Raw genomic sequence first — 14,336 nt, forward strand, 5'->3', positions numbered from 1 at the left:
CGCCACTGACCTGCCGGCGGCGTTGCCTTGCCCCGGTGTCGTCCCGGCGGCTACCCTGCCTGACTTTCCGCTGCACTGTCTCCGATGCCGCTCGCTCATTTTGGTTTGCGCCCATGGCCTGTCCTGGCTGTGGTGGCGCTGATGTCTGTCGTCCCCGCCGCCCACGCCATTTCCAAGCGCGACACGGAGAAGGCTGCCGTGCTCGATGCACGCATGGCCGCAGCCGAAAAGCGCTACCGCGATGCGTTGGTGCTGGTGAACAACTCCGACCCGAAGGGCACCGCCGAAGGCGACGCCGCCCTGGAAGACATGGAGGACGTCATCGATGCCTGCATCAAGCAGCGCGGCTGCCTGGTTGCCAATCAGCTGGCCACCTACAAGCGTCTGCTCAAGGCGCGCGCCGATGCCGAAGCGCCGGCCGCCGAAGACGCCGAGGACGACGACACCTTGCTGCAGGCCGACCCGGACCATCTGGGTCCGGCAGCCAATGGCGTGCCCGAAGCCGCGCGTGCGGCGACCCTGCTCAACGACCAGCGCCACGACTTCGACAAGATGGTGCAGTACAACCCCGCCGTGCAGGCGGGCATCCGCCGCTGGCTGACCGATATGCGCCCGGCGTTGATGACCAGCTACGACAATTACAGCAACCTGCGCGGGGTGATGTGGCCGGAATGGCAGAAGCGCGGCCTGCCCGAAGCACTGCTGTTCGGCATCATGGCCAAGGAATCCAACGGCAAGGTGCACGCCAATTCGCGTGCGGGTGCGGCCGGGCTGATGCAGTTCATGCCGGCCACCGGGCGGCGGTTCGGGCTGGGCCCGGATGGTAGCGGCTTCGACACGCGCTTCGATGCACGCAGCGCCGCCGAAGCCAGCGCCGCTTATCTCAACGAACGCATGGCCGGCCTCAACCGCAGCATCGAGCTGGCGCTGGCCGCCTACAACGGTGGCGAAGGCCGCGCTGCGCGGGTGTTTTCGCAGACCGGCGGGCGTGGATTCTGGGAGCAGGATGTCTACAACCAGTTCCCGGCCGAAACCAAGGACTACGTGCCGATGGTGATCGCAGCGGCGTGGATCTTCCTGCACCCGCGTCAGTACGGCGTCGATTTCCCCAAGCTCGACGCGCAGCCGGCCACGCTCAAGCTTGCCAAATCCACCACCATCTACGAGTTGACCATCTGCCTGGGCGGCATGGGCGCGCGCGATGGCTACATGCGCGCGCTGCGCAACCTCAACCCGCGCTACGAACCCGATGGCTGGATTCCGGCCGGCACCGTGATCAACGCCACCAACCGCATCGCCAGCCTGTACACGCGTTACTGCGTGAACGGTCCACGGGCGGACCTGGCACGTACCTTGATCACTGCCGATCTCAATAGCGCCATCGTGCGCAGCAGTGCAGTCGAGTACACGCCCACCGTGGCCGTGGGCGATGTCAGCCCGATGGCCGGCGTGCCGACCACCGTGGCCACCGGCCAGCCGGCGATTGCCAAGCCCAAGGCAAAGCAGGCACGCAGCTATACCATCGCCAAGGGCGACACGCTCGGCCGCGTCGCGCAGAAGTACCAGTGCGAGATCAAGGAGCTGGCCAAGGCCAACGGCCTGAAGGCACCGAGCTACGCACTCAAGCCGGGGCAGAGCATCAAGCTGGCCGGCTGCGATCGCTGACCGGTGCCGCGTCGGTTACAGCATCGGCCAGCCGCGTCGGCAAGCTGTGCCGAGCCGGCGCCCGGAGAAGCGCTCGGCGCCCCGTAGGAGCGGACCCGGCCGCGACGAAGCGTTCTCGCTAGCTCAGGCGTGCCCCGCAGCTCTGGCGTAAGCGAGGACGCTCTCCATCGGAGGCTGGGGGTGCGACATCGGGAGGCTGGGAGTGCGACAAACTTCGTCGACAATGCCCTGTCGCGGTCAGGCCCGCTCCTACAACGGCGTCGCTGCACTCCAGCAGCGCTCGCTGCGTTGATCAGCTCAGCTGGCGACGTGCGAGCGCTTGCCCCAACCGAACCGATGTCTCCGCAGCAAGTGCGCCATCGAGCTTCGCCACACCCGGCGGCAGCAGCACGATCACCGTCGAGCCGTAGTTGAAGCGCGCCATCTCCGCGAACTTCTCCAGCACGATGCCCTGGCCGCGGTAATCCTTGCGCGTGATGCGATCGCCGTAGCGCGGAATCTCCACGCCGCTCCAGACCGTTTCCACGCCCGACACCAGCAACGCACCCACCATCACCGAGGCCATCGGGCCGAATTCGGTATCGAAGTGGCAGACCAGGCGCTCGTTGCGCGCGAACAGCCGGGGCACGTTGCGCACCGCATCCGGGCCCACGCTGAACAGGCGGCCGGGCACGTGCACGGTCTCGCGCAGGGTGCCGGTCCACGGCATGTGCACGCGGTGGTAGTCCTTGGGTGACAGATACACCGTTGCGAACAGGCCATCGTTGAACGGCGCTGCCGCCGCCTCGTCGCCGAGCAGTTCGGCTGCGCTGAACGACTGGCCCTTGGCCTGGAAAATGCGCCCGTTCTCGATCGGGCCGAGCTGGCTGATGCGGCCGTCGGCCGGCATCAGCACGGCTGACGGATCGGCGTCGGGCACGCGTGCGCCCGGCTTCAGCGCGCGGGTGAAGAAGGCATTGAAGGTGGGATACGCGCGCGGATCCGGCTCCTGCGCTTCGCTCAGGTCCACGCCGAACTTGCGCGTCACCGTGTCGATCAACCATTGCTTGGTCGACGGCGTGTCCGAATACGCCAGCGCGCGCGCCATGGAGGACAGCAAGCGATGCGGCAGCACGTAGGTCAGGGAAGTGACGAAACTCACGGAGCGGTTACCTTGGTCAGCTGTTGGAGGTCGGCGGCAATCGCCTTGGGGTCTAGCGGTGGACGGATCAGGCCGGTCAGGCGGCCCTGTGGGTCGAGCACGGCGATGCCGGCCGAGTGATCCATGCTGTAGTCGTTGGGGTTCTGATCGAAGTTCTTGCCCGGCACCTTCTGGAACACCAAGCCCAGCGCAGTGGCAAAGCGCTCCAGCGCCGGCACGTCTGCGGTGGCCGCCAGCGTGTCCTTGTGGAAGGCGTGGGCGTACTCGCCCAACCGCGCGGGCGGGTCGCGCTGCGGGTCCACCGACACGAACAACACGCGCGGGCGCAGCCCATCGGGAATGCTTTCCCACTGCTTCTGCGCCACCGCCAGATCGGTCAGCGTGGTCGGGCAGACGTCCGGACAGAAGGTGAAGCCCAGAAACACCAGTGTCCAATGCCCTCGCAGTTCGCCAGACACCAGCTGGGTGCCATCGGACTGGCGCAGGCTGAACTGCGGCAAGGGGCGCGGCTGCGGGTAAAAAGTGATGGTCTGGGTGGGCGGCCAGGGCGAGCGGGGCGCTCCGCCGAAGAACTTCTGACCCAGCAACAACCCAAGACCGGCGGCCAGCGCCACCAGCAGCACGATGCCGGTATTGCGATTGAACATGGCGGTTTCCAGTGCAACGGACGCTCATGATACCGATCCGACCTCTATAATCGGGGGCCGATTCCTTTTTAGTTGTTGCCATGACTGCCGCCGCGGCCGACGAACTGCACACCATCATCGACCTGATCCGCTACGGCACCAGCCGTTTCAACGAAGCCGGTCTGACCTTCGGTCACAGCTACGACAACGCGCTGGACGAAGCCACCCAACTGGTCTTGCACAGCCTGCATCTGCCGCACGACCTGGGCCCGGCCTATGGCCAGGCGCGCCTGCTGCGTGAGGAAAAGGAACGCGTGCTGGGCCTGTTCGAGCGCCGCATCACCGAGCGCGTGCCGGCGGCGTATCTGACCGGTGAAGCCTGGTTTGCCGGCCTGAGTTTCAAGAGCGATGCGCGCGCCCTGGTGCCGCGCTCGCCGATCGCCGAGCTGATCGAAGCCGGCTTCGAGCCATGGCTGGGCGGCCGCGAAGTCACCCGCGCGCTGGACCTGTGCACCGGCTCGGGCTGTATCGCCATCGCCATGGGCCACTACAACCCGCAGTGGGACGTGGACGGTGTGGACATCAGCGACGACGCGCTGGCGCTGGCCGCCGAAAACAAGGCGCGCCTGCATGCCGACAACGTCAGCCTGCTCAAGTCGGATCTGTTCGCCGGGTTGGGCGGGCGTCAGTACGACCTGATCGTCACCAATCCGCCGTACGTCACCAACGACGAGACCGATGCGTTGCCGCATGAGTATTCCTACGAGCCGGAGCTGGGCTTGCGTGCCGGCGACGATGGCCTGGACCTGGTGCTGAAGATCCTGCGCGACGCGCCGCAGCACCTGAGCGAAGACGGCCTGCTGATCTGCGAGGTGGGCGAGTCCGAGCAGCATCTGATCAAACTGCTGCCGGAAGTGGACCTGGCCTGGGTCGAGTTCAAGGTCGGGCAGATGGGCATCTTCGCAGTGGAATGCCGCGAGCTGATCGCGCACAGCGCGCGCATCGCCGAGTTGGCCGGTGCGCGCTGAGGCGCCCGCATCCCGTCCGCAGCGGATCGATATCGTGCTGCTGGTGCCGGTGTCGCTCTTCGGGGCGGCCATTCCGCTCGGCCTGCTCGACGTGGTGTTTCGCTTGTTCGACCCGATGTACGGCGGCCCGACCGCGCAGCGCTGGGCGAGCGCCGCAGCGCAGATCAGCTTCGGCTTGATCGCAGTCCTCGGCCTGGTATCGGCCTGGATCGTGGCGGCCAGTTCGGATGCCGTGTTGCGTGCGCATCGGCGTCGCAGCCTGGGCGTGGCGCTCGGCTTGCTGGGTGGGATCGGCGTGGCGCTGTACCTGCTGGTCGACTGGCTGTTCGGTGGCCGGGTCGTGCCGGATATGTTTCTGGTGGTGGTCGGCGCTGTGTTGGCCGTGGCACCGATGCTGGTGGCGGCACGGCATCTGCCGCGCATCGTGCGCGCGCTGCCGCCTGCCGCCATGTTGAGAGGATGCCGCTATGGGCAGTAACAGTTTCGGCCGCCTGTTGACGGTCACCACCTTTGGCGAGTCGCACGGGCCGGCAATCGGCTGCGTGGTCGATGGCTGTCCTCCGGGCCTGGAATTGGCGCCGGAAGAATTCACCCACGATCTGCAGCGGCGTGCATCCGGCAAGAGCCGGCACACTTCCGCACGCCGCGAAGCCGACGAGATCGAGATCCTGTCCGGCGTGTACGAAGGCCGTACCACCGGTACGCCGATCGGCTTGCTGATCCGTAATACCGATCAGCGCAGCAAGGACTACAGCAACATCGCCCAGCAGTTCCGCCCCGGCCATGCGGACTACAGCTACTGGCAGAAATACGGCATCCGCGACCCGCGCGGCGGCGGGCGTTCTTCCGCGCGCGAAACCACCATGCGCGTGGCTGCGGGCGTCATCGCCAAGAAGTGGCTCAAGCAGCGCTACGGCGTGCTGGTGCGCGGTTACCTCTCGCAGCTGGGCGAGATCCGCCCGACCGGTTTCGACTGGAATGCGGTCGAAGACAATCCATTCTTCTGGCCACACGCCGAGCAGGTGCCGGAGCTGGAAACCTACATGGACGCGCTGCGCAAGTCCGGCGATTCGGTCGGTGCGCGCGTGGACGTGGTGGCCGGCGGCGTACCGCCCGGCTGGGGCGAGCCGATCTACGGCAAGCTCGATGCCGAGCTGGCTGCCGCCTTGATGAGCATCAATGCGGTCAAGGGCGTGGAGATCGGCGATGGCTTCGCCAGTGCCGCGCAGAAGGGCACCGAACACCGCGACCTGATTACCCCGGAAGGCTTCCTCAGCAATCATGCCGGCGGCATCCTGGGCGGCATTTCCACCGGCCAGGCGGTCACCGCGTCGATGGTGCTCAAGCCGACCTCCAGCCTGCGCCTGCCCGGCGCGACCGTGGATGCTGACGGCACCGTGGTCGATGTGATCACCACCGGTCGGCACGACCCGTGCGTCGGTATCCGCGCCACCCCGATCGCCGAGGCGATGATGGCCTTGGTGCTGATGGATCAGGCGCTGCGTCATCGCGCGCAATGCGGCGATGTCGGCGAGGTATCGCCGCGGATTCCCGGTCAGATCGATGTCTGAAGCAACGCGCCCCAAGGTGTGGGTCAGCCAGCCGCTGTTCGACGATGTCGTCGCACAGCTGGGCGCGCATTTCGCGCTCACCACCACCGAGCGCGTCACCGCATATTCCCCGCAGGAGCTGGCCGCGCACCTGGCCGGCGTCGATGGCGCGCTGATCACGCTCAACGAGCGCGTGGGCGCGGCAGAAATCGCATCGGCCCCGCAGCTGCGCGCCATCGCCAACGTTGGCGTGGGCTACAACAATCTCGATATCGACGCGCTGAGTGCAGCCGGCATCCTGGCCAGCAACACGCCCGACGTGTTGACCGAAACCACCGCCGATCTGGGCTTTGCGTTATTGATGGCCACCGCACGCCGCATCACCGAAGCCGAGCGCTGGTTGCGCGACGGGCAGTGGGGGCAGTGGTCGTTCAAGACCATGCTCGGTGCAGACATTCATGGCAGCACGCTCGGCATCCTGGGCATGGGCCGGATCGGGCAGGGCATCGCACGCCGCGGCGCGCACGGCTTCGGCATGCGCGTGCTGTACCACAACCGCAGCCGGTTGCCGACGCAGATCGAGCAGGACCTCGACGCGCGGTATGTCGATATCGACAGCTTGCTGGCGCAGTCCGATCACCTGGTGCTGGTGCTGCCGTACAACAGGGACTCGCACCACATCATCGATGCCGCCGCGCTGGGCAAGATGCGGCCCACCGCCACGCTGGTGAACATCGCGCGCGGCGGCATTGTCGATGAGCTCGCGTTGGCCGACGCGCTGGCCAATGGGCGTCTTGCCGGCGCCGGCCTGGATGTGTACGAAGGCGAGCCTGCGGTGCGCCCGGAACTGCTGGCGCTGCACAACGTGGTGCTCACCCCGCATATCGGCAGTGCCAGCCTGGCCACGCGCCGCGCGATGGTGCAGCTGGCGGTGGACAACCTGATTGCCGCACTCGGCCACGGCCCCGACGCCGGGCGTCCGCCGAGCGCGCTCAATGCCGATGCGATCGCAGTCGCCAAACGCGGCGGCACGATCGTGGACGCCGGCAAAACCGGTGCGACCAAACGATAGGGAACCTCCGCGGCCAGCTTTGGAGGTTCCCCGAACCCACTGCGCAAGCGTGTTCCCCTCTTTCCTTATTCGATAAAGACAATCTCATGAGCAACGAAAACCGTCGTTTCAATGTCGCGGTCGTGGGCGCCACCGGCGCTGTCGGCGAGACCATGCTGAGCATCCTGGCCGAGCGTCAGTTCCCGGTCGCCAACCTGTATGCGCTGGCCTCGGCGCGTTCGGCCGGTGGACAGGTCGAGTTCAATGGCGGCAAGGTCGACGTGCTGGACCTGGCCGACTTCGACCCGACCGGCGTGGACATCGCGCTGTTCTCCGCAGGCGGCAGCGTGTCCAAGGAATACGGCCCCAAGTTCGCCGCTGCCGGCGCGGTGGTGATCGATAATTCCTCCGCGTTCCGCTACGACGACGACGTGCCGCTGGTGGTGTCGGAAGTCAATCCCGAAGCGCTCAAGCAGCGCCCTCGCGGCATCATCGCCAACCCCAACTGCTCGACCATGCAGATGCTGGTGGCGCTGGGCCCGATCCACCGCAAGTACGGCATCGAACGCATCAACGTGGCGACCTACCAGTCGGTGTCCGGCGGCGGCCGCTCGGCGATGGAAGAACTGGGCAAGCAGACCAGCGAGTTGCTGAGCTTCCAGGAAATCGACCCGCAGCGCTTCCCGGTGCAGATCGCCTTCAATCTGATCCCGCATATCGACGACTTCCAGGACAACGGCTACACCAAGGAAGAGATGAAGCTGGTCTGGGAAACCCGCAAGATCCTGGGCGACGAGAACATCCAGGTGAACCCCACCGCGGTGCGCGTGCCGGTGTTTTACGGCCACTCCGAAGCGGTGGCCATCGAGACCCGCGACAAGATCACCGTGGAAGCGGCGCGCGCGCTGCTGGAAGCATCGCCCGGCGTGGAAGTGGTGGACGAGCGCAAGCCCGGTGGCTACCCGACCCCGGTCACGCACGCTTCCGGCAAGGATGCGGTGTTCGTCGGCCGCATCCGCGAAGACTTCTCGCACCCGCGTGGCCTCAATCTGTGGATCGTTTCCGACAACATCCGCAAGGGCGCCGCACTCAACGCCGTGCAGCTGGCCGAACTGGTCGCACAGGAAGGCTGATCTGCCTGTAGTACAGGAGCGCGCTTGCGCGCGAGGTGTGTCCCTGTGATGCCTCGTCGCGCCCAGGTGCGCTCCTACACGGGCTGATGGCCTGCGTCCGCCATCAGCGCAGAGCCGTGGTCACGAAGCGCCCTTCGCGGGGAGGGGCTTGCCGGTGGCATGGGATTCCCCTGCAACTGCACGCAACGCCGCCCAGCTGACCGGCCTGGTCGCACGACAGGAAGGCTGATGCACGTGCCTTGGCTGATGCACGTACCTCGCAGGAGCGCGCTTGCGCGCGAGGGCTGTCCCTGTGATGCCGCATCGCGCACAGGTGCGCTCCTGCACGGGCTGATGGTCTCAGGCGGTCGCTTGGTGCCTGGGTCAAGAACGTGCCTGCCATAAAGGGCGCTCGCATGTGACCGGTATTCCCTGCGAAGGTCGACCGCCTGCACTATGTGCCTTTCGGATGAAGCGCAGGTCCGACGCGTAAAGCGCTTCCCACGATCGATCTGCGCATGAGCCGATATCGATCGCGCCAACAACCGAAGCCGGATCCCCGTACCGCGCACAGGTTTCTGTACCGCACACTCCATAACAGTTGCAGCACGCGTTCTTCCTCCTGGTGTCTTGGGCCTGTGGGGCGGCGATGCACGGTCGACCGCTGCGCCTGTGCACCGATGTCGCAGTGCGGCATCGCAGCGGCAGCCTGCATACAACGCGCGAACGACTTTTTCGCTCATTCAGCGGCTATATTGATGCCCATGAAACATAGGGGCAGGGGCGCGATGCGTCCGATACAAGGGATAGGTGCGTTGCTGCTGCTGGCTTGCAGCGGCGCCGCGATGGCGTTGGGCTTGGGCGATATCCGGGTGCTGTCCAAGCCCGGGCAGCCATTGGTGGCCGAGATTCCGGTCATCTCCAACGAGCCGGGCGAGCTCGACAACGCACGCGTGGCGCTGGCATCGGCAACCACCTTTGCGCGCGTTGGGCTGGAGCGGCCGCAAGGTCTGGTCAGCAACCTGCAGTTCCAGTTCGCACAGGACGCGCGCGGGCGTGCGGTGATCCGCGTGACCAGCAGCCAGCCGGTGGACCAGCCAGCGATCAATTTTCTGATCGAAGTGGAGTGGAGCCAGGGCCGTCTGGTGCGTGAATATGCCGCACTGGTCGACGCGCCCAACACGGCTGCGGCGGTTGCCGAGCCAGCCATCGAGGCGCCGCGTGCCGGCGCCAGCAATACGATTGCACGCGAGCCAGCGGCGGCTCCGGCGGTGGAACGGTCGGACCGGGCTGCTGGCGCTGCGGCGCCGACTCGGGCCGGCGCAACCGCAACTGCACCCGCACCCGCTGCCACGCAGGCTGGCGATGCGTTGCCGGCCGTCCGCTCGGGCCAGACCCTGTCGCAAATTGCAGCGGGCCTGGCCCGCTCCAGCGGCCATTCGCTGGATCAGACCATGCTGGCGTTGCTGCGGACCAATCCGGATGCCTTCGTCAACGGCAACATCAATCGCCTCAAGCAGGGCGCCGTGTTGCGCACGCCGCAGGAAGACGCGCTGGCGCAGGTCAATGCGGCCGAAGCGGCGGTGATGGTGCGCGAGCAGGCCGCCCAGTGGCGGCAGGCACGCTCGGCCATTCCGCAACCGGCCGATGCCGGTGCCGCTGCTGCAGCAATGCCTGCCGCACCGGCTGCGTCCACCGCGGCCGGTAGCGGCGCGCGGCTCGAAATCGCCCCGGCAGTGGCGAGTCAGACCAACAAGGCCGGCGCCACGTCCGGCACCAGTGCCGAAGGCGAGGGCGAGATGGCGGCCAACCAACAGTTGCAACAGGCCAAGGAAGACATCGCCACCCGCGATGCGGAATTGCAGGACCTGCGCTCGCGCGTGGCCGACCTGGAAAAGCTCAAGCAGCAGCAGCAAGCCTTGATCGCCATGAAGGACACCGATCTGGCAGCCGCGCAGAAGCGCCTGGCAGAGGTGCCGCAGGCTGCCCCGCAGGGCGGCGGCTTTCCGCTGTGGTTGATCGGGGCGCTGGTGTTGATCGTGGCGGCTGTGGTCGCGTGGCTGGCAGCGCGTCGTCGCAAGCCATCGCCGCTGCCGCCGTTGCCGCGCCGCCAGTTCGACTTCGCACCGCCGATCGCTCCGGTGGAGGCTGCCGAGCAGCACGGCGACCCGCAGGCCACCGAGCCCAGCGAGCACGAGGTGCTGCACGAAACCGAGTTCGAACACGCCAACCTGCGCGAAGACGAGCGCGTCCACGACGCGCCCACGCCGCTGTCGGACATGTTGCGGCGCGAGCCGTTGCCGTCCGAACCGGTCGTTGCGGCACCGGTGATCAATAGCGACGAATGGCGTGCACTGCGCGCGGCCCCGCCGGCGCCAGTGACAGAGCTCGACCTGGACGACCGGCAATCCGAGCTTGCACAGCAGCCCGAGGTTCCCTCGCAGCAGGTTCAGACGCAACACGAGCATGGCGAGCGCCCAGCGCCCGCAACGACGGCCTCCGTCCAGGAGGGCTTGGACTTCGATCATGGGCTGCAGCACCCCGAAGATGTCGAGCAGGCCTCGGTCGTCCCGGTGGAGTCGCCCACGGCGGTCGGCAACAGGGAGTTCGCCTCGGCAGGACGCGACCGCCTGGAATTGGCGGTTGCCTACATGGACCTGGGCGACAAGGACACCGCCCGCGGTCTGTTGCTGGAAGTGGCGGCGACCGGCGACGACGCCACCCGCGCCGAAGCGGCCCAATTGCTGGAACAGCTGGCGTGAGTCCGGCGACGGAGCGCATGGCGGTGCGCGAGCGCCGGATCGATTATGTGGAGTTCGCGTCCATCGATCCCGATGCCAGCCGGGCCTTCTTCGAGACCGTGTTCGGCTGGCAGTTCCAGGCCTATGGCCCGGATTACCTGGCCTTCAACGATGGCCGGCTGGACGGGGGCTTTTATCGCGCCACGGTACCCGTCCCGGCAGAAGGTGGACCGTTGGTGGTGCTGTATGCCGACGACCTGCAACACATGCTGGAACGCGTGCGCGCGGCAGGCGGCGAGATCGTCAAGCCCATCTTCGGCTTTCCCGGTGGCAGCCGGTTTCATTTTCGCGAGCCGGGCGGCAGCACGCTGGCGGTGTGGTCCGAGCGCGCTGCGGCCTGAGGCCAACGGTCGATGACGTATTGCCGGCAGGCGTTGTCGGCATCTTGTTCGCCGGCTGTACCATGCACCCGCAGCATGCCTCGTGCGCTGTCGGCGCCGCTGCTCGATGACGCACTGCGGTTTGCGACGTTCGATGCAGACGCTTCACCGATTCAATCAACAGGCAGGTACCGATGCGTTACGCGCTGGGCGTGGAGTACGACGGCAGCGAGTTTCAGGGCTGGCAGCAGTTGGGTGAGCACGGCGGGCCGAGCGTGCAGGCCAGCTTGCAGGCGGCATTGTCCTCGGTCGCCGATGCGCCGATCCAGGTGGTCTGCGCCGGTCGTACCGATGCCGGCGTCCATGGCGAATGTCAGGTGGTGCATTTTGACAGCGACGCGCTGCGGCAACCGCGTGGCTGGATGCTGGGCACCACCGCGCGGCTGCCGCCGTCGATCGCGGTACGCTGGTGCGTGCCGGCCGCGGCCGATTTTCATGCGCGTTTTTCCGCGCGCGCGCGCCGCTATCGCTACCGCCTGCTGAACCGGCAGATCCGCCCGGCCCTGTATCGGCAGACGCTAAGCTGGGAGCGTCGGCCGCTCGATGCCGAGGCCATGCACACCGCCGCGCAGGCCTTGTTGGGCGAAAACGACTTCAGCGCGTTCCGCAGCGTGCAATGCCAGGCCCTGCATGCGCGCCGCAACCTGCAGGCCATCACCGTGCAGCGCATCGGCGAGGTGGTGGAGGTGCAGGTACAGGCCAATGCATTCCTTCATCACATGGTGCGGAATATTGTGGGCTCGCTGATGTTGGTCGGTACCGGCGAGCAGCCGATCGACTGGATCGCGACGTTGCTCGCCGGGCGCGACCGCACGGTCGCCGGGCCGACAGCGCCGCCACAAGGCCTGGTCTTTATCGGGCCTCTGTATCCTGCAGAGTGGCATCTGCCTGCCGAGGTGACCCAATGAATCGATCGCTGTACCGCACCCGTATCAAGTTCTGTGGCATGACCCGCGCCGGTGACATCCGATTGGCCGGGGAGCTGGGTGTGGACGCGGTGGGTTTCATCTTTGCGCACGGCAGTCCGCGCCGCGTGGCGCCGGCCGAGGCGCGCGCGATGCGCCAGGCCACCGCGCCGATGGTCGATGTGGTCGCGCTGTTCCGCAACAATTCCAAGGAAGAAGTGCGCGAAGTGGTGCGCACCGTGCGCCCGACGCTGCTGCAATTCCACGGCGAGGAAGACGACGCGTTCTGTCGCAGCTTCAATCTGCCCTACCTCAAGGCGGTGCCGATGGGCAGCGCCGGGGTCAATGGCGAGGACGCAAACGCACGCACCTTGCAGTTGGCCTATCCCAACACCGCCGGCTTCCTGTTCGACAGTCACGCGCCTGGCGCAGGCGGCGGCACTGGCAAGACCTTCGACTGGTCGCGCCTGCCCACCGGCCTGCATCGCCCGTTCCTGCTTGCCGGTGGCATCACCGCCGACAACGTGTTCGACGCGATCGTCGCCACGCTGCCGTGGGGGGTGGACGTGTCCAGCGGGGTGGAGCTTGCGCCCGGCATCAAGGACGGCCACAAGATGCGCAAGTTCGTCGAAGAAGTACGCCGGGCCGATTGCCACGAGATGTCGTGAGGTTGCGGATCGGGGTAGTGGGATTGGCGATTGGCAAGAGCGGGTTTGCTGCGGCGGTGTGATTGGTTGAGGACCGCTGCCGGTGGACCGCGCTTGTCGACAGGGTTTTGTCTGCGGTCGCAAGCACTCGCAGCGACTTCTTCACTCATTTGCCGCACTGCGTCTTTTGTCCCTTGGTCCATTGCGCAGCCAGGTTCGTGCTGTAACGCATCCGGTTGTCTTCAATGCCGTTAAACCTGTTGCGCGCACCGTCGGACGGGCGCGGCGGGTGTTCGTTGCGGCATGTCACAGGCATGCTCCCCGGTTCCAGGCGCGTCCCCATCCCCATCCACTCGAAGACGCGTTTACGGCCCGTCAGCTGCGCTTGAGCGCTGTTTGACGATGCCGGTGCGCGATGCAAGCTCAGGTGCCTCGCGTATCCGGCGTGTATTGATCCTTCTCCAATGCATCGCCCAGCCAGCCGGCAAGGCGTTCGATGCGTGGGTCTGGATTGCGCCTGGCGGCGCACAGCACCCAGCGGCCGCGTGTGGCGGAAAATCCCCATGGTGCCAGCAGGCGTCCGGCGGCCAGATCCGCGGCAACCAGTGGGTAGGGGGCGATTGCGACTCCCAGGCCGGCAGCCGCAGCTTCCAGCAGGTACACCAGATGCTCGAACTCGGTCCCGAAGCGCAGCGCGTCGGGTGCCACGCGATGTGCCTGTGCCCATTCCGGCCAGGCCTGCGGACGTGAGCGGGTGTGCAGCAAACGGTGATCGTGCAGGACCCCTGGGGGTTTTCCGTCGATCTGAAGGGCGCTCGCCAGCTGCGGATTCAGCACCGGGCCAATCCATTCCACGCCCAGCTCGTGCACCTGCCATTCGCCGGGCCACGGCGGGGTGTCCAGCAGCAAGGCCGCGTCCAGGCCGTCCAGATCCGGGCCTGGCGGTTGTTCGCTGGCCGACAGGTGCAGGCGCAGGTCGGGCAGGTCGCGCTGCAGCAGGCCAAGCCGCGGAATGACCCAGCGCGCCAGCAGGCTGCCGGAGCAGCCCAGTACCAGCGGCGCCTCGCTGGCCGGGTGGCGTAACGCGGCCCAGGTATCGGCGATCACTGCGAAGCCTTCGCCGGTCGCATCGCGCAAGCGGGTACCGGCAGCCGTCAGCACAAGGCCGCGACCCTGGCGCGCGAACAACGCCGCGCCCAGGGCCTGCTCCAGCGAGCGGACGTGGCGGCTGATGGCGCCATGGGTGACATGCAGTTCCTGCGCGGCGCGGCTGACGCTTTGCAGGCGTGCGGCGGCTTCGAAGGCGCGTAACGCCGCCAGTGGTGGAAGGACGGTACTCATGTGTGAGTCCAGGTCACAGGTTGCGGCAATCTTATCGATTTATCGCGGTGCCTGGCTGCGGTAAGGTGGCGGCTTCGCGTATGACCGCA

At 66.8% G+C, this 14,336-nt stretch carries 13 protein-coding genes; 10 read left to right on the top strand and 3 right to left on the bottom strand.

Going from position 1 to position 14,336, the window contains the following annotated elements; translation table 11 throughout:
* Positions 1–84 precede the first annotated feature (84 nt).
* Positions 85–1,665: a transglycosylase SLT domain-containing protein gene (locus Y887_RS08470; protein ID WP_046963919.1), complete on the top strand. Its 1,581-nt coding sequence runs from the start codon at positions 85–87 to the stop codon at positions 1,663–1,665.
* A 292-nt stretch (positions 1,666–1,957) separates the two neighbouring features.
* Here Y887_RS08470 and asd read toward each other — a convergent pair whose 3' ends face one another.
* Together asd and Y887_RS08480 are read right to left on the bottom strand one after the other, a co-directional pair.
* Positions 1,958–2,806 (bottom strand): archaetidylserine decarboxylase, encoded by an 849-nt coding sequence (gene asd / locus Y887_RS08475; protein WP_046963920.1) that lies wholly within the window; start codon positions 2,804–2,806, stop codon positions 1,958–1,960.
* Entirely contained in the window at positions 2,803–3,453 is a 651-nt protein-coding gene (locus tag Y887_RS08480) for an SCO family protein (RefSeq protein ID WP_046963921.1), read from the bottom strand. The genes asd and Y887_RS08480 overlap by 4 nt, the downstream gene beginning before the upstream one ends.
* An 80-nt stretch (positions 3,454–3,533) precedes the next feature.
* Here Y887_RS08480 and prmB point away from each other — a divergent pair, with 80 nt between their 5' ends.
* The 9 genes from prmB to Y887_RS08525 all read left to right on the top strand — a co-directional run bounded on the left by prmB (position 3,534) and on the right by Y887_RS08525 (position 12,927).
* Entirely contained in the window at positions 3,534–4,460 is a 927-nt protein-coding gene (gene prmB / locus Y887_RS08485; RefSeq protein ID WP_046963922.1) for a 50S ribosomal protein L3 N(5)-glutamine methyltransferase, read from the top strand.
* Positions 4,450–4,938, top strand: coding sequence for a hypothetical protein (locus tag Y887_RS08490; protein WP_046963923.1), 489 nt, complete (start codon positions 4,450–4,452; stop codon positions 4,936–4,938). The genes prmB and Y887_RS08490 overlap by 11 nt, the downstream gene beginning before the upstream one ends.
* The gene (gene aroC, locus Y887_RS08495) at positions 4,928–6,031 is read left to right on the top strand and encodes a chorismate synthase (RefSeq protein ID WP_046963924.1); all 1,104 of its coding nucleotides are present in this window, start codon (positions 4,928–4,930) and stop codon (positions 6,029–6,031) included. The genes Y887_RS08490 and aroC overlap by 11 nt, the downstream gene beginning before the upstream one ends.
* A complete protein-coding gene (locus Y887_RS08500) occupies positions 6,024–7,082 on the top strand; it encodes a 2-hydroxyacid dehydrogenase (protein WP_046963925.1) in 1,059 nt (352 codons plus the stop codon). The genes aroC and Y887_RS08500 overlap by 8 nt, the downstream gene beginning before the upstream one ends.
* Positions 7,083–7,168: 86 nt before the next feature.
* Complete coding sequence (locus Y887_RS08505; RefSeq protein WP_046963926.1) at positions 7,169–8,194, top strand: aspartate-semialdehyde dehydrogenase; 1,026 nt, start codon at positions 7,169–7,171, stop codon at positions 8,192–8,194.
* Positions 8,195–8,961: 767 nt separating this feature from the next.
* The gene (locus Y887_RS08510; protein ID WP_084725970.1) at positions 8,962–10,935 is read left to right on the top strand and encodes a motility hub landmark protein FimV; all 1,974 of its coding nucleotides are present in this window, start codon (positions 8,962–8,964) and stop codon (positions 10,933–10,935) included.
* 17 nt (positions 10,936–10,952) lie between these two features.
* Positions 10,953–11,315, top strand: a complete 363-nt coding sequence (locus Y887_RS08515) for a VOC family protein (protein WP_181112951.1) — start codon at positions 10,953–10,955, stop codon at positions 11,313–11,315.
* A 173-nt stretch (positions 11,316–11,488) separates the two neighbouring features.
* Positions 11,489–12,262 carry a tRNA pseudouridine(38-40) synthase TruA gene (gene truA, locus Y887_RS08520; RefSeq protein ID WP_046963929.1) on the top strand — a complete coding sequence of 258 codons (774 nt, stop codon included), beginning with the start codon at positions 11,489–11,491 and terminating at the stop codon, positions 12,260–12,262.
* On the top strand, positions 12,259–12,927 hold the full coding sequence (locus tag Y887_RS08525) for a phosphoribosylanthranilate isomerase (RefSeq protein ID WP_005991331.1): 669 nt from the start codon (positions 12,259–12,261) through the stop codon (positions 12,925–12,927). The genes truA and Y887_RS08525 overlap by 4 nt, the downstream gene beginning before the upstream one ends.
* 402 nt (positions 12,928–13,329) lie before the next feature.
* Here Y887_RS08525 and Y887_RS08530 read toward each other — a convergent pair whose 3' ends face one another.
* Positions 13,330–14,247, bottom strand: coding sequence for a LysR family transcriptional regulator (locus Y887_RS08530; RefSeq protein ID WP_046963930.1), 918 nt, complete (start codon positions 14,245–14,247; stop codon positions 13,330–13,332).
* Between the last annotated feature and the right edge of the window lie 89 nt (positions 14,248–14,336).

Source organism: Xanthomonas pisi DSM 18956, assembly GCF_001010415.1.
In the GTDB taxonomy this organism is placed as follows: domain Bacteria; phylum Pseudomonadota; class Gammaproteobacteria; order Xanthomonadales; family Xanthomonadaceae; genus Xanthomonas; species Xanthomonas pisi.